The following is a 17935-nucleotide window of genomic DNA, read 5'->3' on the forward strand; positions in this document are numbered from 1 at the left end:
TTTGGGACACGTACGGTGGATGACGAAATGCCTTTAGAATGGTATGAAACCCCCATTATGGGAGAGAAATTAATCGATAAGGAGTAGTTGTGGGCTTATTTTCTCGTTGGTTTAGTCGTCACTTAAAAAATGACATTATTGATGAAAAACCCTATGAATATAAAGGTTTTTTAATTTATCAGGATCCGATTAATGAACACGGTCAATATCGTGTTGCCGGGCGAATTACTCAGGAGGTGAATGGCGAATGGAAAGAACATCGTTTCATCCGCTCTGATTTACTGTCCAGTGAAGCACAAGCAAAAGAACTCATGTTAAAGAAAGCACAGCTCTACATTGATCAGATGAGTGGTCAGATCTTTCAGTAATTAACCAAGTCATTGACAGAAATCATAAATAAAAGAACGCTAAGTCGATATGCTTATCGTTCTTTTATTTATTTGTGTGCTTTGCAAAGCCCTATTTTTCTCAGCTGTGGCTTGAGTCTATTTGCTATTTGCTCTGACTTCATGCAAGTTAGATAGCTAACATTACGTCACTCTAGTCTGATATACCCTTATATGCGGAGTCGATTGCGATGATCGGTTTTTAAAGGTAAACAGAGAAAAATAGAATAATCATTGTGCCAATAGTCAAGGAACTGCTATGCAAATTGGTGTACCAAAAGAAATTCTCGCAGGAGAAACGCGAGTTGCTGCTTCCCCCTCATCGGTTGAACAGTTAATAAAATTAGGTTTTGATGTCGTCATTGAATCCCAAGCGGGGATTTTAGCCAGTTTTGAAGATTCTGCTTTTCAAACGGCAGGAGCCACGATTGTAGATAAAGAGCAGGTGTGGAATTCAGAACTGATTTTAAAAGTGAACGCGCCTGTTAGTCATGATGAAATTGACGAAATTGCTTTGCTCAAGGATGGAGCCACACTAATTAGCTTTATCTGGCCAGCACAACAAGCGGAACTGATGGAAAAGCTTTCGAGCAAAAATATTAATGTACTGGCGATGGATTGTGTGCCACGTATTTCACGAGCGCAAGCGCTAGATGCGCTATCATCCATGGCGAATATTGCGGGTTATCGAGCCGTTGTTGAAGCAGCCCATGAGTTTGGACGGTTCTTTACTGGCCAAATTACCGCGGCAGGAAAAGTTCCCCCTGCAAAAGTTTTTATTGCCGGTGCCGGTGTGGCTGGTCTTGCAGCTATTGGGGCAGCAGGAAGTTTAGGCGCGATTGTTCGTGCATTTGATGTACGTCCAGAAGTCAAAGAACAAGTGCAATCTATGGGCGCTGACTTTTTAGAAGTTAACTCCCAAGAAGCTGCGGGCTCTGGGGATGGTTACGCCAAAGAGATGTCTGATGAGTTTAATCGAAAAGCAGCAGAGCTTTATGCTGAACAAGCAAAAGATGTCGATATCATCATTACAACAGCACTGATCCCAGGTAAGCCAGCTCCTAAATTGATCACCAAAGAGATGGTTGATAGCATGAAAGCGGGAAGTGTCATTGTTGACTTAGCAGCAGCCAATGGCGGAAACTGCGAATATACTGTCAAAGATCAAGTAGTTGTGACCGAAAATGGTGTCAAGGTCATTGGTTATACCGATATGGTTGGACGCTTACCTACGCAATCGTCACAGCTTTATGCAACCAACTTAGTTAACTTACTTAAATTACTTTGTAAAGAGAAAGACGGCACAATCAATATCGATTTTGACGATGTGGTCTTACGCGGCGTGACTGTGGTTAAACAGGGCGAAGTTACTTGGCCTGCGCCGCCAATTCAAGTGTCTGCGCAACCTCAACCCACACCAGCTAAACCTGTCGTTGAAAAAGTACAAGCTGAACCGACATCACCGATTAAAAAATTGCTCGGCCTTGCGGTTGGGGTTAGTGCTTTTGCATGGGTTGCTTCTGTCGCTCCTGCTGCATTCCTCGGTCACTTCACGGTTTTTGTTTTGGCTTGTGTGGTTGGATATTACGTTGTTTGGAACGTGACACATGCCTTACATACCCCTTTAATGTCGGTGACGAATGCTATCTCCGGTATTATTGTTGTTGGGGCATTATTACAAATTGGGCAAGGAAATGGCGTGGTTACCGCTTTGGCATTTATTGCTGTTTTAATTGCAAGTATTAATATATTTGGTGGCTTTACGGTAACCAAACGTATGCTTGAAATGTTCCGTAAAGACTAAGGGAGTTCACAATGTCTGCAGGATTAGTACACGCGGCTTATATTGTGGCTGCTCTATTTTTTATTTTAAGTTTGGCTGGTCTATCAAAGCAAGAGTCGGCAAGGGCAGGGAACTATTATGGGATTGCAGGGATGGCGATTGCCTTATTTGCGACTATTTTTAGCCCAGATGCCCAAGGGCTCAGTTGGATTTTACTGGCGATGGTTATCGGTGCGGGGATTGGTATCCACTTAGCAAAAAAAGTGGAAATGACCCAAATGCCTGAGTTGGTCGCTATGTTACATAGTTTTGTTGGTATGGCGGCAGTCTTGGTCGGCTACAATAGCTTATTAGATGCCCCTTCGGTTACCACTCATGCTGAACATGTGATCCACCTAGTCGAAGTTTTCCTTGGAGTATTCATTGGCGCGGTGACCTTCACTGGCTCTATCGTTGCTTTTGGTAAATTACGTGGCACGATTAATTCATCACCACTTAATTTGCCACATAAACACAAGTTAAATCTTGCCGCGCTGGTTGTATCTGGACTATTAATGATTAATTTTGTTAATACTGATGGAGGGTTATTTCCCTTAATCGTTATGACAATGATTGCTTTAGTCTTTGGCTACCATTTAGTGGCTTCGATCGGTGGTGCCGATATGCCAGTGGTTGTGTCAATGCTGAATTCTTACTCTGGTTGGGCAGCCGCCGCCGCTGGGTTTATGTTAGCTAATGATCTCTTAATTGTGACCGGTGCATTGGTTGGTTCTTCAGGTGCCATTCTGTCTTATATCATGTGTAAAGCAATGAACCGCTCATTTATTAGTGTCATAGCTGGTGGCTTTGGTCAAGAAATCGTGATTAATTCCGATCAAGAGCAAGGTGAATACCGTGAAATGAACGCAGAAGATGTTGCCGATCTACTCAAAAATTCAAGTTCCGTAATCATCACTCCTGGATATGGTATGGCGGTTGCTCAGGCTCAATACCCAGTTTATGAGATCACCGAAAAACTGCGAGCGCAGGGAATCAAGGTTCGTTTTGGAATTCACCCGGTTGCTGGTCGGTTACCTGGACACATGAATGTTCTATTAGCAGAAGCTAAAGTACCTTATGATATCGTACTAGAAATGGACGAAATCAACGATGACTTTGCTGAGACCGATACCGTTTTAGTTATCGGAGCCAATGATACGGTTAACCCAGCCGCGTTAGAAGATCCCAACAGCCCAATTGCAGGTATGCCCGTTTTGGAAGTTTGGCATGCTAAAAATGTCATCGTCTTTAAACGCTCCATGAATACGGGCTATGCCGGTGTGCAAAACCCACTATTCTTTAAAGACAATACTTATATGTTATTTGGTGATGCCAAAGAGAGTGTAGACTCTATATCTAAAGCGTTGTAATCTTATCTCTAGGTTTAATAATGAAAGCCAGCAAATGCTGGCTTTCATTATTTTGGCTAATAGCCAGTCTTCTTTTTGACATTAGCCCTGTTTATTATTGACAGGGAAATAACAACAACATTTTATATCTATTAGATAATTAATCTCCATTTTTGGGGTTTTATGATCAAACGAACATTAATATTGGTGGCTACGATTATACGAACTCTCATTGGTTTATGGGCAGTTGCATCGGCTTTTTCAGTTTATGCCGATTCACTACCGGAGCGAATCGATCAGTTTGTTTCATCGTTTGATTATCAAAGCTCTGTAGTGAATTACGATATTCGTAGCATACAAAAAGAATATCCGACTCGTTTATTAATTCACGAAACCATGCTACCTCAGACTGCTGCATATCCGTTAAAGGATATCCAATTGCTGTATCGGTTAGCTGAAACGTGTTCTGGTAATTTACCTTTAAATCCTTTAATGACCGAGCCGTTGGTGTTTACTCGTGCACTCTGTAAAGGAACTCAGTTACCAACACGTTGGTTTGCTCGAAGTGCATTGATTCATCCTGGTGGTGGAAGTTATGCCGCTCGCTATGCAAACGCTTATCCAGATAGGTTTGCCGAACTTGAACCATTTATGCACATTCAAGAACGCCCCAAAGCGCCTGAAGATGATCTTCTTGGTCGTCTACAACAGATGGATGAGTACACCATGAGTGCATTGATTTCAGGTGCACTTATGTTTAGTGATGGTAAATTATTTTGGCTGAGAAAAGGGGATAAGTACTATCTGTTTGAAGAGGGGATCTGGCAGGAAAATGCCGCTAATGCGGGATTATCATTTAGCTTAGCGGGTCATGAGAGTACTTGTTTTGTACAACGTGGTAATTTGTGTTGGGATGTAAAAGATCATTCTGATCTACTACGAATAAGTATGGTGATATTGGTGATTGCCAATATCCTATTAGTGATCGGCTGGTTAATCTATCGCTGGAATTCTAAACGAAAAGAAATGAAAAGCCGCATGCTTATTTTACAGATTTTGACGCATGAGCTTAGAACCCCGATTGCAAGCTTATCATTAACGGTTGAAGGTTTTCGCCGTGAATTTGAACATTTACCCGAATCTGTATACGATGAGTTTCGTCGTCTCTGTGAAGACTCAAGGCGACTAAGGCAATTAGCTGAAGCAAGTAAAGATTATCTGCAATCGGATAATAAGCCACTGGCAACCGATTGGGTTCCCTCGGTTGCGGAATGGCTAGAATATAAGGTTGAAGAAGAATTTATAGAACCGATTGAGTTCATTATTAATCAAGATATTGCCGCAAAACTTAACGTTTATTGGCTTGGAACTTGTGTGGATAATTTAATTCGCAATGCGGTCAAATATGGCGTTGCCCCCGTGACGTTGGAAGTTGTTACACAACCGAATGTTGTGACGATCAAGGTGACAGACCAAGGGGCACTAACACATAAAGATTGGCGTCATTTACGCAAGCCATTTGTAAGCAAAAGTGGCTTAGGACTTGGCTTAACTATAGTAGAATCGATGGTTGGCAGAATGGGGGGAACAATGACCCTTATTGGACCACCAACCACTTTTATATTGGAGATACCCTGTGAAACAGACATTGCTTCTCGTTGAAGATGATAAAAACCTCGCTGACGGTCTATTAGTTAGCTTGGAGCAAGCAGGATATGACTGTTTACATGCAGAAACCATTGCCGCTGTACAACAATATTGGGAAAAAGCCGATTTAGTTATTTTGGACCGCCAATTACCCGATGGTGACTCAGTACAACATATGACGGAATGGAAAAAAATCAAGGATGTTCCCGTGATCTTGTTAACCGCACTGGTTACAGTCAAAGATAAAGTGACCGGGCTTGATGCAGGAGCAAATGACTATTTAACAAAACCTTTTGCAGAAGCAGAACTATTTGCCAGAATTAGAGCACAACTTCGTTCCCCCGATAGTGATGAACAAGATGATAGCAAAGTTATTACCCCGAACTTGGTGATTGACAAAGCGACAAGAGAGGTATTCTTTCATGATCGGTCTATTACCTTAACTCGAACCGAATTTGATCTATTGCTATTTTTAGCCAGTAATTTAGGTCGTGTTTTTACTCGTGATGAGTTGCTTGATCACGTATGGGGATATAACCATTTCCCAACAACCCGAACTGTCGATACACATGTTCTACAACTGCGCCAAAAGCTTCCCGGATTAGAAATTGAAACTTTGCGTGGTGTAGGATATAAAATGAAAGCTTAATTTCATGCCAAAAAAAGTATTGATTCTGGGCACGTTGCTAAGCGTGCCTTTTCAACTACATAGTAGCGATTGGTTTGAGACAAACACTCCTTTGACTCAAGCCCATCAAAACTTGTTAACCAATGATCTTGAAGGAATGTTTACTTCCTTAGTTGAAGTGTGGCAACTAAAACAGAACAAAAATATTCAATCCCACCTCAATGATTTATTCGTGCAATCACTTTCCATCGATTGTGGAAAAAGCTTAAATAATCAACCTTTTCCTGAATGGATAAAATCGATAACTATTACCAATATCGACATTCAAAGCCCGGGGAGAGATGCTTATCAAGTCTTAGTTGAAGCACAAACAAGTAAAGAACTCACCGACGTAAAATTAACAAAATGGGTCAAAAAACCACTCTCTTCCGATATTTTATTTAGTAGAAAAGGTGACGATGTCACTAATGGTTGGCGAACCTATCTTAAACGTTATAATTTGAATAACAAATTATCGATAGGCTTATATCGATTAGATATTACCGCGAGTGATCAAACCTCTTGGAGTTCCTGGATTATTTTAAGCGATTTTAAAGCCAAACAAACAGTGCATTGGTCATCAAAAGATCAGTGGATCGTAGATAAAAACGCACTACTGAATAGATACTGCCCATTACCCAAATTGGATGTTTCCGTTTTTGACTATGTAGATAACGAATACAAAGAAATATGGACAAAAAGTTATGAGTCTGACTATCCAACACAACTTGAATTGACCAATCTTGCCTCCGATCGCTATGTACTCGCCGTCTCGATGACCCATCAACGTTGGCAAGGTGCTATCACCATAGAACAAGCTCAAGTTATTAGTAAAACATACAACGTTTCACTAGAGGAATAACTCAAGTTAATAGACAATAAGCCGTTAATAGAAAAAAGAAACGAACGGTTTATCTGGTATGAAGTATAAAATTAACCTTTTAGCGTTATCGGTTACGCTAGCAGCGGGAAATACGTTCGCTGCAAACTATGCCGTTGAAGCCCGTGGCGATGCTATGGGTGGGGTTGGAGTCGTGGCAGCAAACTATCTAACTGCGCCATTTTATAATCCGGCCATTGTTGCGATTTATCGGCGTAGTGATGATGCTGGTATGATTTTACCGAGTATCGGCCTTACCTATAATGATCCCAATAAGCTCGTAAAAGGCATTGATAATATTGCTGATTTAATCAACAGCGGCGATCCATCAAAAGCCAGTGAGCTAGAAACCGCACTGAACGATATAGATGGTAGTGTCCTTAACGCGAATGTTGGGGGAGTCGTTGCTTTTGGCATACCGAATCGTTATATCTCTGCCAATATTTTTGGCAAAGCTTATGTTGAAGCCTTCGCCGCTCCCGCCATTTCCGATACATGTTCAGACCCAGGAAATACAGATCTTTGTACGCTGGAAAAAGCACAAAATAGTACCGTCAATGCTGTTTCAGTCGCGGTAACAGAGGTTGGAATATCATTAGCAAAATATCAAACTGTATTAGGGCAGCACATGTCGTTTGGCATCAGCCCAAAGTTACAACGTATCTATACCTACGTTTATCAAGCCAGTTTTACCAACTATGAGTTTAAAGACTTTTTAGATGAAGGGACCGGTGAAACCACCTTTAATATTGATGCGGGGGCATTATGGTTTCATGGCCCTTATCGATTAGGTGTTTCGGTCAATAATTTAGTCAGCCGAGATATACAGACCCGTAGTATTGGCAATACACAATATGAATATCAAATTCGTCCTCAAGTCACCTTTGGAGCAGGAATTGTTGCTGATTATTTTTCCCTCAGCGTCGATTATGATTTGAATACCGATAAGCGATATAAAAATTTTGCTGATGATACGCAAATGATTCGAGTCGGAACTGAGATCGATATTATGCGACAACTAAAACTAAGAGCAGGTTACAATAAAAACTTAGCTTATCGTCATTCAGAAGATACGGTGACCGCCGGAATAGGGCTTTCGCCACTCGGATTATTTCAACTAGACGTGGGTGCTAGCTATACGAACGAAAATGCAATGGGCGCTTATGTAAACTTCCTTGCGAGTTACTAAATGAAGCTCTATAGTTTGGCTCCTTTATAGGAGCCTTTTTTATGTTAGATGATTTCCCAACGTTAACCCATGCCGAGCAACAAACCGCCGTGGAACAAATTCAACACTTAATGGCACAAGGTATGAGTACGGCACAAGCCATTAAAGTCGTTGCCGAAGCTATACGAACGGAGCAAGCAACAACCTCTCAAAGCAAAGAATAAATTACAGTAAAGGTCGAAGAATAGGGCGCTAAAAGCGCTCTTTTTTTGTTTCAAATAAACACAAAAAACATAAAATGAATAAATTTCAATGCATTACATCAGAATAAAACACTGCCACCTTTCTCATTAGTTTAGTCAAAAAACATGCCTTGTAATTTTATTACAAAAACAAATAGCACCAATATCTTTACTAGTAGGATATGCTAAAAGGCAACAGTGTCACTTTCTTATTAAGGACAATATACCCAAACAACTAACTTGGAGTTGCAGGTAGGCGGCAAGTGAGTGAATCCCCATGAGCATAGACTGGCTATGTGATTGGGGTGAAAGAACGTAGCCAACACCCCTGCAGCTTCAAGTAGGAAGGGTATAACAACGATGTGGGATGGATCTTAGTTGCGGAGGCAAAAAGGTTTGATTGAGATAAATAAAAAGCTCACCAAGGAGGTGACAATGTCACGTTTGATGAGCTTTAAATGATAAGAGCCTAAAATATTAAAATAGGAGGCTAATCAGCAGTGTATATTATTGTGAGGCTTGTAAAGCTTGATCAAGATCTGAAAGTAAATCATCAATGTGTTCAATCCCAATAGAGAGCCGAACCATGTCAGCTGAAACACCGGCTGCTTTTAACTCTTCGTCATTCAGTTGACGGTGGGTTGTTGCTGCGGGAATAGCCGCACAACTTTTAGCATCACCAATATTAACCAAGCGAAGAATTAACTTTAGTGCATCATAAAATCGAGTGCCAGCATCACGCCCGCCGACAATACCAAAACTTAAAATACCCGATGCTTGTCCTTGCATATATTTTTCAGCTAAGTGATGATCTTTATGAGTCGGTAATCCAGCATAGTTCACCCAACTCACTTGAGGATGCTGAGTAAGCCACTGAGCAATGGCTAAACTATTTTGGTTAATGCGTTCGATGCGTAGTGCGAGTGTTTCTAATCCTTGCAAAAGATTCCAAGCGGATTGAGCGCTTAATGCAGCTCCCATATTACGTAAGGGGACAACTCGTGCGCGTGCAATAAAGGCTGCCGCCCCGATATCCTGAGTATAATTAACGCCGTGATAAGAGACATCAGGCTGATTAAGTAATGGAAATCGTTCGGCATGATCGGCCCATGGAAAGTTTCCAGAATCGACAATGACTCCACCGATTGTTGTGCCATGCCCACCAATATATTTAGTGGCAGAATGCACAACAATATCGGCACCATGTTCAAAAGGACGCCATAGAAATGGCGTCGCAACAGTATTATCAACAATCAAAGGAACGCCATGTTGATGAGCAATATCAGCTAGAACTTGGATATCGACCAAACTACCAGAAGGGTTACCGATACTTTCACAAAAAATTGCGCGTGTATTTTGATCGATAAGTTGCTCAATTTGATTGAAGTTATCTTTATCTACAAAACGAACCTCAATACCTTGTCTTGGTAGCGTATGAGCAAATAAATTATAAGTTCCACCATAAAGTTCACTTAATGAGATGATATTATCGCCAGTTTCAGCGATGGTTTGAATGGCGTAAGTAATTGCGGCCATTCCGGAAGCAACGGCTAAGCCGCCAACACCACCTTCAAGGGCTGTAATCCGCTGTTCAAGCACATCACAGGTAGGGTTCATAATTCGAGAATAAATATTACCTTGAACTTTTAAATCAAACAAATCAGCGGCATGCTGAGCATTGTCAAAGCTAAATGAGGTTGTTTGATGGACAGGAATAGCGACAGCATGTTGGCTATCGGGTTGATAACCATAGTGCAAGGCAAGAGTTTCACGTTTCATTACATATCCTTATTGATTAACGTTTGCCCATAAAAACATGAGGTAATTCGCATGTCAATCTTATTGAGCCTTGTTATACTTAAGTGCGCATTAGGTATATTATGTTAAATGTGATAACGTGGCTATAATCAATAAATGACTATTCCTTTCAAGCTTAGATGACTTCTATTCACTCGCGCTATTTTCCATTGAACATAACCTATTTACCATAAAGTATATAATTAGCTTTATTGTGTCATGGCTGACCAATAAAGCTAATTATGCGATACAGAGCAAAGATTAATTTCTTTGTAAATAAAGCTGAGTAAGACGTTGCAGTTCTTGGCTACGTATCGGTTTTAAAATGACATCATTCATGCCTGCCTCTAGAAATACTTTATGATCACTTTGCATCGCATGAGCGGTGAGCGCAATGATAGGCGTTTGAATGTGATTGGCTCGTAACTGCTGGGTTGCTTGAATACCATCCATAATCGGCATAGAAATATCCATAAAAATTAGGTCAAAAGAGTCGTTGCTCTTTACGAGTTCAATCGCTTGATAACCATGCTCTGCAATTGTTACATTGTAACCCATCTGAGATAGGATTAACTGAATGACCACTTGGTTTGTTTTTGTATCTTCAACTACCAAGATATTTTGGCTACTTACATTTTGTGCGGGTTTGCGCAACGTCATATTAGTCGTTGAAGAAACAGTGGCTTTTTGATTTAAACGAGACTCAACAGGTAACTTAATGGTGAACTGACTGCCCTCACCAAGTTGGCTTTGAACGGTGATTTCCCCTCCCATTAACTTCACTAGATGTTTTGTGATTGCTAACCCTAAGCCAGTACCACCATAGTTACGAGTAATTGAGCTATCAGCTTGGATAAAAGGTGAAAATAAATGTTCAATTCGTTGCTGTTCTATGCCAATGCCGCTATCTCTAACCTCAATAACCAACTGATCTCGTGCGGTTATCAATGAAACATCGACACTGCCAATGTGAGTAAACTTTATAGCATTACCAATAATGTTGAACAGAATTTGCATCAATCTAACTGGGTCAACCCAGTATTCATAGTGATCACAGATGGATGTTCGGACATTAAAACGGATCCCTTTCGTTTCTGCGGCTTTATGATGATACCCAAGCGCATGCATTAAACGTTTATGGAGCTGAACCCAGTGACAATGTAACTTAAAATGCCCTGATTCAATACGGCTTAAATCTAAAATATCATTGATAATGACCAGTAAAAGCTCAGCTGAGCCTTCCATTTGTTCAAGCAGATTTTGTTGATAACGATTGGAGTCTTTACGTAAAATTTCAATCAATCCTAATACAGCGTTGAGCGGCGTTCTCAGCTCATGACTCATCATGGCTAAAAACTGAGATTTGGATTGATTCGCTTGCTCTGCTTGTTGTTGTGCTATTGTTAATTCGCGCGTTTTCAATTCAACGAGACGCTGTAACTCTTCTTTATGTTCAATATCATTGATCGCTCGTTCGAGTAATGGACGAAAACGTTGCAATGTTGCTTTCGTTTCTAGACTAAACTGCCCTTTTCTACTGCCTAACAATAATAAAATAGAGTCGCTTGTTTCGGTTCGAATACCCGTAAAAAGCGCCGATTTTATCTGGTTTTTAAGAAAGGGATTCAGATTATCAAACTCTTCTAGCTTGATAGGCTCGAAAAGAATAATGCACTCACCTTCTAATACACGTCGAAATTTATCACCATTTAACCAAGACTTATCTTTAAACGCTTGATTAGAGGCAAGAAAAGTAGCAAACGTAGTTTTATCTTTAAGTTTAGAGATAACAACAAAGTCATCAAATTTAATGTATCGATGTAGTACATTCTTTAATTCATCAAATATCTGATGCTTATTATCGGCATGACTTAAGGTAGAAATCGCGGTTAATATAACTCGGTTCTCTTCAGCGAGTTTGAGCTCGCGCTCTTTACTCCGCTCAAGCTCAAGTAACATCTCATTAAACTGTTCAATTTTGTCTTGTTCCATCATTAATTGTTATTCTGATTCATAAAAAATAACCGAAGCTATCATAAGGTTACCGTGCGCATTTTCACCACCAGTAAACCGTCCTTGTTCTCCAAACGTAAAGGGGCAGATAAAAGGATGTCCACGCATCTGTTTGGATAATTGCTGGTAAACGGTTGAAATTTCACTCCCTAATCGTAACATTGAACCTGCACAGTAAATGATGATCGCCCCAAGCATAAGCGATTCATGATAATTTTGAGTATTAACCTCTTTAATTACTTTGGACGCTCGATTAATTAATTGCTCTTTCGAGCCGGTCATCAGGGTGATCCGCTCACCTTCTTTAATGGTGGAAAATTGTTCTAATGCTCCATTTTTTGTCATTCGAATTGGGTGAGATAATTTATAGTAGGGCTGTTGGTGTACATAACCGGCCACTCGTCCTAACGGGAAGCGAGTGACATGTTGAAAAAGATAATCATCGTTGATTTGCATCCCAGAATGATCACTGACCCATTCCGTATAAATATCAGCCGCTCTTTCTCCATCAATCTGTTCAATTAGTCGTCCAGCCGATTTTGTGACTCTTCCTTCAAATTCGGTCGGTGAATAACCCGCGCTTAGTCCAGTGAGTAATGGCTGCGAAGGGAAAAACAGTTGAATAGCAATGCCGTTTTGGCTCCAGCCATCTTGAGTGATGATAGACCACTTCTCTTGAATATCATTATCAGCTGAACTTCCTCCAATCATAGGAACTTGAGTACCAAATGTTTCATCAATGGCATCAATTAAAAGTTCCTCATTACCGGGGGTTGAATGTAAAACAACTAAGCTTGGAACTTCACCCACTCGGTCGGCTGACACTAATGCTTGCTGAAGGGCGATTTGGGTATTTTTTTTATAGTCACAGCCGAGTGTAAAATTGATAAGCCCAGTGCCATAGGCACTATAAAACGAGTCATAAATCGCCATTAACGCAATCACGGGACCCGCATGGTAACCTTGATCGGTCATGACCCCACAGCAGGAAGAACAGCCAATGAAAGGCGTTGAAGGAAAGGCTTGGGTGAGCGCATGTTGAATTTCATGACCAGCATATTCTTCTGAATAATAACAAATAAGACTCGCGATCCCCTCTTTTTCGAGCTCTTCTTGCAGTTGGTCTATCGCTTTTTGGGGCGTTAATATATGAGTGTAAGCGGTAATTAATCGCATCTGTATATATACTTAAAAAGTTCTTTGCTTGTTATACATGATCTGAAAGGTAGAGTATAATTTTTATCCTGATTTGCTTGATAAAAGACGAATTTTGATACCCAACTCAACAATGTATATTTCTGATGTCGCTTCACTGACCAACCATCTATTCCTCTCTTGTTTAATCACATTTTCTTTGGGCGTGATCGTCCACGGTTCCTCAATAGGATAATAAAGGCTGTACCCAACTTCATCGTTTTCTTTTCTTGTTATCGTAAGCACTTTTTCATTCACAATTAACGAACATTTAGGTTGAATGACACAGTCAAGAGTGACAACGTCATCATGCGTTATGGTGCGCCATATAAACGCAACCAGTAAAATAGTTAAAGTGATGGTAATTTGAACAAGTCTGTGTTTTGTAAGTCTTTCTGATGGCATTGATTTGTGTTCCCTATGTAACAAACTTCAAACTTTTTAAATAAAAAAGCAAGCCCAGAACAATACTAAGGTTACATCCCTGTCATTAAATTGTTAAATGCAGTATAGTTGCGTTTGGAAAATGCCACTTTTTTATAAAGTCAGCAACAACTCTCAAGCATTTGATAACCATTATTTTTATGGTGGCGATTGCTTGTTGTTGTCAACTTGGTGGCATTACGACATGAGTCGTGTTGAAAGTAAAGTGTAGTTAATTAGACATTGGAAGCATGCAAATGAGCCAAGAACAGCAGCTTAGACAAAACTACAACTACACAGTCGTTCGTCAATTTACCCTTGTGACTATTTTATGGGGTATTGTCGGTATGGCTGTGGGCGTTTTGATAGCCGCTCAATTAGTATGGCCACAGCTCAACTTTGATACGCCGTGGTTGACGTATAGTCGTTTACGTCCTCTGCATACAAATGCGGTAATTTTCGCGTTTGGTACTAGTGCCCTATTCGCAACCTCTTATTATGTTGTACAGCGCACCTGTCAAACTCGTCTTTTTGGTGGCCGACTTGCGGCCTTTACCTTTTGGGGATGGCAGGCGGTCATTGTTGCCGCTGCTATATCTTTGCCCTTAGGTTACACCACCAGTAAAGAGTACGCTGAGTTAGAGTGGCCGATCGATATCTTAATCGCTATCGTTTGGGTTGCTTATGCTGTGGTCTTTTTTGGGACGATAGTCAAACGTAAAACCTCACATATTTATGTCGCGAACTGGTTTTTTGGTGCTTTCATTATCACTGTGGCTGTTCTACACATAGTCAATAGCATGGCGATTCCTGTCTCAATGATGAAATCATACAGTATTTATTCAGGTGCTGTTGATGCCATGGTGCAATGGTGGTATGGCCATAATGCGGTTGGTTTTTTATTGACGGCTGGTTTTTTAGGCATGATGTATTATTTTGTTCCCAAGCAAGCTGAACGTCCAGTTTACTCATATCGGCTCTCTATCGTTCACTTTTGGGCTTTGATTTCTTTATATATCTGGGCTGGCCCGCACCACCTTCATTATACCGCACTCCCCGATTGGACACAGTCTCTCGGTATGGTGATGTCATTGGTTCTTTTTGCACCATCTTGGGGAGGTATGATCAATGGTATTATGACGCTGTCGGGTGCATGGCATAAATTACGCGATGATCCCATTTTACGTTTTTTGATCGTTTCGCTTTCCTTCTATGGTATGTCAACTTTTGAAGGGCCGATGATGTCGATTAAAACCGTCAATGCCCTCTCTCATTATACTGATTGGACGGTAGGCCATGTGCATTCTGGAGCTTTAGGTTGGGTCGCTATGGTATCTATCGGATCCGTTTACCACCTTATCCCGCGCTTATTTGGACAAGAACGTATGTATTCGGTTGGTTTAATCACCATGCACTTCTGGCTCGCAACGATTGGTACAGTGTTATACATCGTCGCAATGTGGATCTCAGGCGTAATGCAAGGACTAATGTGGCGTGCAGTGAACTCTGATGGCACACTCACTTATAGTTTTGTTGAGTCTGTTCAAGCCTCTTATCCTTTTTATACCGTTCGTTTTATTGGTGGCTTTATTTTCTTATCAGGTATGTTTGTCATGGCTTATAACACCTATAAAACCATTTCAGCCCCGAAAGATAGCTTAAAAGCTATTCCTCAGCCGGTATAAGGAGATTGAGAGCATGAGTCATAACGCTAAAAACCGCCATGAAATAGTAGAACGTAATGTAGGTTTGCTGGCTATTTTGATCGTCTTTGCTATTAGTCTGGGAGCTTTAGTCGAAATTACGCCCTTGATCTTTCAGCAACAAACCAATGAACCGGTCGATAATTTACGTCCTTACACTGCCTTAGAGTTGGAGGGCCGTGATATCTACATCCGTGAAGGATGTCATGTGTGTCATAGCCAGATGATCCGTCCCTTCCGCTCAGAAACTGAACGTTACGGGCACTATTCCGTCGCCGGTGAAAGCGTCTGGGAACATCCTTTCTTATGGGGGTCAAAACGTACTGGGCCAGATCTTGCTCGAGTGGGTGCACGCTATTCTGACGAGTGGCACCGTGTTCATTTAATTGACCCTCGTGAGTTGGTTCCTGAATCTAATATGCCTGGTTTCCCATGGTTAGCAAAAAATGCAGTCAGTGATAAGCATACTCAACAGAAAATGGCCTTATTCCGTGATCGCTTTGGTATGCCTTATACCGATGAACAAATTGCCAATGCACCAAAAGAATTAGAAGGTAAAACAGAGATGGATGCTATCATTGCTTATCTTCAGTCGCTTGGTCATGCAATGAAATAGAGGAAGTATTTATGGATATCGGTACGATTCACAGTATTTGGACCATTGTCCTGTTTGTCTGCTTTATTGGTGTTGTATGGTGGGCTTACGGGAAGAAACGTAAAGCACGTTTTGATGAAGCAGCTAATCTCATCTTCGACGAAGAGCCATCTTCATCGAAAAAACAAGGAGAGACCAAGCAATGACGACATTTTGGAGTCTTTGGATTATCGTCATCACAGTCGGAACACTACTGGGCTGTGCGGCTCTACTCATTTGGTGTTTGAAAGACAAAATGGGGGTAGAAGAAGGCAAAGACATGGGCCATGACTATGATGGCATCCGAGAAATCAATAATCCGCTGCCTAAGTGGTGGACATATTTGTTTATTGGAACATTTGTTTTTGCCGCGATTTATCTCGCTCTTTATCCTGGTTTGGGTAACTTTAAAGGGTTACTTGGCTGGCAGAGTTCAGATCAAACGGTGCGTTCACTAGCGGCATCTGAATCCTCTATCGAAGCCGCTCAACAAAATAAGCGTTTGGTTCAATACGCAAAAGAATTAGATGACGCACAAACTTACTTTGGTGAACAATTCAGAAAACTTGCCTACCAAAACGGCGGGGATGAACTACGCTCATTACCAGAGATTGCCGCCGATTCAGACGCTTTAAATGTTGGTCAACGTCTGTTTTTGCAAAACTGTTCTCAATGCCATGGTTCTGATGCTCGCGGACAAAAAGGGTTTCCTAATCTCACCGATAAAGCATGGCTTTATGGTGGAGAACCAGAGGCGATTATTACCACGATTCGCCACGGTCGCATCGGTGAAATGCCTGGATGGAAAGACTCTCTTGGTGAACAAGGTGTTAAAGAAGTCGTCAGCTATACCTTGAGTCTCTCAGGCCGTTCTGTTAATGCCCGTGAAGCAGCAGCCGGAAAAAATCGTTTTGTCGTTTGCGCTGCTTGTCATGGTACTGATGGTAAAGGAAACCCTGCGGTTGGTGCTCCAGATCTAACCGACCAATATTGGCTTTTTGGCGGTTCCCGTGCCGATGTCACAGAAACCGTTATGTATGGTCGTTCCGGTGTGATGCCTGCATGGTTGGACATATTGGGTGAAGATAAAGTTCAGCTTGTTGCCGCTTATGTCTGGAGTTTGAGTAATTCAGATACAATGAAATAGCGCTTCAAATCAGCCCCTTAAAAGGGGCTGGTTCTCTATCAGTTTTATGTTCTATCTTTTGTTGTAGAGAATATTCTTATGGAACAACCTTGGTATAAACAATTCTGGCCCTGGTTCTTAATTATATTACCTTCGATGGTGGTCATTGGAACCTTAGTTGTTGTCTTTATCTTTCATCAAAACTCAGTTTCTATGGTCACGGAGGATTATTATAAAAAAGGAAAAGGAATCAATATTGACTTATCAAAAATTAATCAGGCAAAACGCCATCACCTCAAAGCGGCGATTCTTTCAGAAGGTAACGATGTCGTTATTCAGCTCGATAAAGGTTCTTTGCCGCATTACCCTGCACTCAATATTATGTTTGCTCATCGAACGTTGCCGGATCGTGACTTTACTCAACTCGTGACTGCCGACTTTCAAGGTCATTATCGAATAAAATTGGATGAAGCGCTCAACGGTCCATGGTTTTTAGAATTATCGCCGCATAACGATCAATGGTTGATTCAAGGAAAGGTCAACTTTCCCTCGGTCGCTGCCACTCAATTGCTGAATTAGGCTTATGAAAAAAACGTGTTATCACTGTGGCGAAGATGTCCCAGCCGATACCCAATTGACGGTGATGATCTTAGGCGAACAACGAGAGATGTGCTGCCCTGGCTGTCAAACGATAGCTCAGACGATAGTAGACAGTGGCCTTGTTTCCTACTACCAATACCGACAAAAAACGGCCGAAAAAATTGACCTTGTTCCTGATGCGCTTAAAAACTTAACTCACTATGATGATGACACGATTCAAGAGGAATTTGTTTTTAAGCATGATGAGTATAATGAGGTCACGTTAGGCCTCGAAGGTGTTTCCT

Annotated in this window: 17 protein-coding genes and 1 pseudogene; 14 read left to right on the forward strand and 4 right to left on the reverse strand. The window is 41.2% G+C overall.

Going from position 1 to position 17935, the window contains the following annotated elements; translation table 11 throughout:
• Positions 1 to 89: 89 nt before the first annotated feature.
• The 8 genes from B7C60_RS15440 to B7C60_RS15475 all read left to right on the forward strand — a co-directional run bounded on the left by B7C60_RS15440 (position 90) and on the right by B7C60_RS15475 (position 8143).
• Entirely contained in the window at positions 90 to 368 is a 279-nt protein-coding gene (locus B7C60_RS15440) for an HlyU family transcriptional regulator (protein ID WP_099612405.1), read from the forward strand.
• A 277-nt stretch (positions 369 to 645) separates the two neighbouring features.
• Positions 646 to 2190, forward strand: coding sequence for a Re/Si-specific NAD(P)(+) transhydrogenase subunit alpha (locus tag B7C60_RS15445; protein ID WP_099612406.1), 1545 nt, complete (start codon positions 646 to 648; stop codon positions 2188 to 2190).
• An 11-nt stretch (positions 2191 to 2201) separates the two neighbouring features.
• Entirely contained in the window at positions 2202 to 3578 is a 1377-nt protein-coding gene (pntB, locus tag B7C60_RS15450; protein ID WP_099612407.1) for a Re/Si-specific NAD(P)(+) transhydrogenase subunit beta, read from the forward strand.
• A gap of 162 nt (positions 3579 to 3740) precedes the next feature.
• Positions 3741 to 5219 carry a sensor histidine kinase VxrA gene (vxrA, locus tag B7C60_RS15455; RefSeq protein WP_099612408.1) on the forward strand — a complete coding sequence of 493 codons (1479 nt, stop codon included), beginning with the start codon at positions 3741 to 3743 and terminating at the stop codon, positions 5217 to 5219.
• Complete coding sequence (gene vxrB, locus B7C60_RS15460; RefSeq protein WP_099612409.1) at positions 5194 to 5853, forward strand: response regulator transcription factor VxrB; 660 nt, start codon at positions 5194 to 5196, stop codon at positions 5851 to 5853. Before vxrA ends, vxrB begins: the two co-directional genes overlap by 26 nt.
• Before the next feature lie 4 nt (positions 5854 to 5857).
• A complete protein-coding gene (locus B7C60_RS15465; protein ID WP_099612410.1) occupies positions 5858 to 6733 on the forward strand; it encodes a DUF2861 family protein in 876 nt (291 codons plus the stop codon).
• Positions 6734 to 6791: 58 nt separating this feature from the next.
• Positions 6792 to 7940 carry a conjugal transfer protein TraF gene (locus B7C60_RS15470; protein WP_099612411.1) on the forward strand — a complete coding sequence of 383 codons (1149 nt, stop codon included), beginning with the start codon at positions 6792 to 6794 and terminating at the stop codon, positions 7938 to 7940.
• A 41-nt stretch (positions 7941 to 7981) separates the two neighbouring features.
• Positions 7982 to 8143 carry a YoaH family protein gene (locus B7C60_RS15475; protein ID WP_099612412.1) on the forward strand — a complete coding sequence of 54 codons (162 nt, stop codon included), beginning with the start codon at positions 7982 to 7984 and terminating at the stop codon, positions 8141 to 8143.
• A gap of 525 nt (positions 8144 to 8668) precedes the next feature.
• Here the strand turns inward: B7C60_RS15475 and B7C60_RS15480 are convergent.
• The 4 genes from B7C60_RS15480 to B7C60_RS15495 all read right to left on the reverse strand — a co-directional run bounded on the left by B7C60_RS15480 (position 8669) and on the right by B7C60_RS15495 (position 13570).
• Positions 8669 to 9940, reverse strand: coding sequence for an O-acetylhomoserine aminocarboxypropyltransferase/cysteine synthase family protein (locus tag B7C60_RS15480; RefSeq protein WP_099612413.1), 1272 nt, complete (start codon positions 9938 to 9940; stop codon positions 8669 to 8671).
• Positions 9941 to 10219: 279 nt separating this feature from the next.
• Positions 10220 to 11950: an ATP-binding protein gene (locus B7C60_RS15485; RefSeq protein WP_099612414.1), complete on the reverse strand. Its 1731-nt coding sequence runs from the start codon at positions 11948 to 11950 to the stop codon at positions 10220 to 10222.
• A 9-nt stretch (positions 11951 to 11959) separates the two neighbouring features.
• A complete protein-coding gene (locus B7C60_RS15490) occupies positions 11960 to 13147 on the reverse strand; it encodes an FIST signal transduction protein (RefSeq protein WP_099612415.1) in 1188 nt (395 codons plus the stop codon).
• A 63-nt stretch (positions 13148 to 13210) separates the two neighbouring features.
• Entirely contained in the window at positions 13211 to 13570 is a 360-nt protein-coding gene (locus tag B7C60_RS15495) for a hypothetical protein (protein ID WP_099612416.1), read from the reverse strand.
• 275 nt (positions 13571 to 13845) lie between these two features.
• Between B7C60_RS15495 and ccoN the strand changes: the two genes are divergently transcribed.
• The 6 genes and pseudogenes from ccoN to B7C60_RS19715 form a co-directional block, all read left to right on the forward strand.
• Positions 13846 to 15273: a cytochrome-c oxidase, cbb3-type subunit I gene (gene ccoN, locus B7C60_RS15500; protein ID WP_161427106.1), complete on the forward strand. Its 1428-nt coding sequence runs from the start codon at positions 13846 to 13848 to the stop codon at positions 15271 to 15273.
• A gap of 13 nt (positions 15274 to 15286) precedes the next feature.
• On the forward strand, positions 15287 to 15907 hold the full coding sequence (gene ccoO, locus B7C60_RS15505) for a cytochrome-c oxidase, cbb3-type subunit II (RefSeq protein ID WP_099612418.1): 621 nt from the start codon (positions 15287 to 15289) through the stop codon (positions 15905 to 15907).
• An 11-nt stretch (positions 15908 to 15918) separates the two neighbouring features.
• A complete protein-coding gene (locus B7C60_RS15510) occupies positions 15919 to 16092 on the forward strand; it encodes a cbb3-type cytochrome oxidase subunit 3 (RefSeq protein WP_099612419.1) in 174 nt (57 codons plus the stop codon).
• Entirely contained in the window at positions 16089 to 17072 is a 984-nt protein-coding gene (gene ccoP, locus B7C60_RS15515) for a cytochrome-c oxidase, cbb3-type subunit III (RefSeq protein ID WP_099612420.1), read from the forward strand. Before B7C60_RS15510 ends, ccoP begins: the two co-directional genes overlap by 4 nt.
• Before the next feature lie 78 nt (positions 17073 to 17150).
• Positions 17151 to 17630: a FixH family protein gene (locus B7C60_RS15520; RefSeq protein WP_099612421.1), complete on the forward strand. Its 480-nt coding sequence runs from the start codon at positions 17151 to 17153 to the stop codon at positions 17628 to 17630.
• Positions 17631 to 17694: 64 nt separating this feature from the next.
• Positions 17695 to 17935, forward strand: a pseudogene (locus tag B7C60_RS19715) (heavy metal translocating P-type ATPase metal-binding domain-containing protein); the annotation flags it as partial.

This window comes from Vibrio fujianensis, assembly GCF_002749895.1.
In the GTDB taxonomy this organism is placed as follows: Bacteria; Pseudomonadota; Gammaproteobacteria; order Enterobacterales; family Vibrionaceae; genus Vibrio; species Vibrio fujianensis.

Coding starts and splice junctions, on each gene's coding strand:
- B7C60_RS15495 (WP_099612416.1), bottom strand. CDS start 13,570: ATGCCATCAGAAAGACTTACAAAACACAGACTTGTTCAAATTACCATC.
- ccoP (WP_099612420.1), top strand. CDS start 16,089: ATGACGACATTTTGGAGTCTTTGGATTATCGTCATCACAGTCGGAACA.
- B7C60_RS15445 (WP_099612406.1), top strand. CDS start 646: ATGCAAATTGGTGTACCAAAAGAAATTCTCGCAGGAGAAACGCGAGTT.
- ccoN (WP_161427106.1), top strand. CDS start 13,846: ATGAGCCAAGAACAGCAGCTTAGACAAAACTACAACTACACAGTCGTT.
- B7C60_RS15465 (WP_099612410.1), top strand. CDS start 5,858: ATGCCAAAAAAAGTATTGATTCTGGGCACGTTGCTAAGCGTGCCTTTT.
- B7C60_RS15485 (WP_099612414.1), bottom strand. CDS start 11,950: ATGGAACAAGACAAAATTGAACAGTTTAATGAGATGTTACTTGAGCTT.
- B7C60_RS15510 (WP_099612419.1), top strand. CDS start 15,919: ATGGATATCGGTACGATTCACAGTATTTGGACCATTGTCCTGTTTGTC.
- B7C60_RS15520 (WP_099612421.1), top strand. CDS start 17,151: ATGGAACAACCTTGGTATAAACAATTCTGGCCCTGGTTCTTAATTATA.
- B7C60_RS15470 (WP_099612411.1), top strand. CDS start 6,792: ATGAAGTATAAAATTAACCTTTTAGCGTTATCGGTTACGCTAGCAGCG.
- B7C60_RS15480 (WP_099612413.1), bottom strand. CDS start 9,940: ATGAAACGTGAAACTCTTGCCTTGCACTATGGTTATCAACCCGATAGC.
- ccoO (WP_099612418.1), top strand. CDS start 15,287: ATGAGTCATAACGCTAAAAACCGCCATGAAATAGTAGAACGTAATGTA.
- vxrA (WP_099612408.1), top strand. CDS start 3,741: ATGATCAAACGAACATTAATATTGGTGGCTACGATTATACGAACTCTC.
- pntB (WP_099612407.1), top strand. CDS start 2,202: ATGTCTGCAGGATTAGTACACGCGGCTTATATTGTGGCTGCTCTATTT.
- B7C60_RS15475 (WP_099612412.1), top strand. CDS start 7,982: ATGTTAGATGATTTCCCAACGTTAACCCATGCCGAGCAACAAACCGCC.
- B7C60_RS15490 (WP_099612415.1), bottom strand. CDS start 13,147: ATGCGATTAATTACCGCTTACACTCATATATTAACGCCCCAAAAAGCG.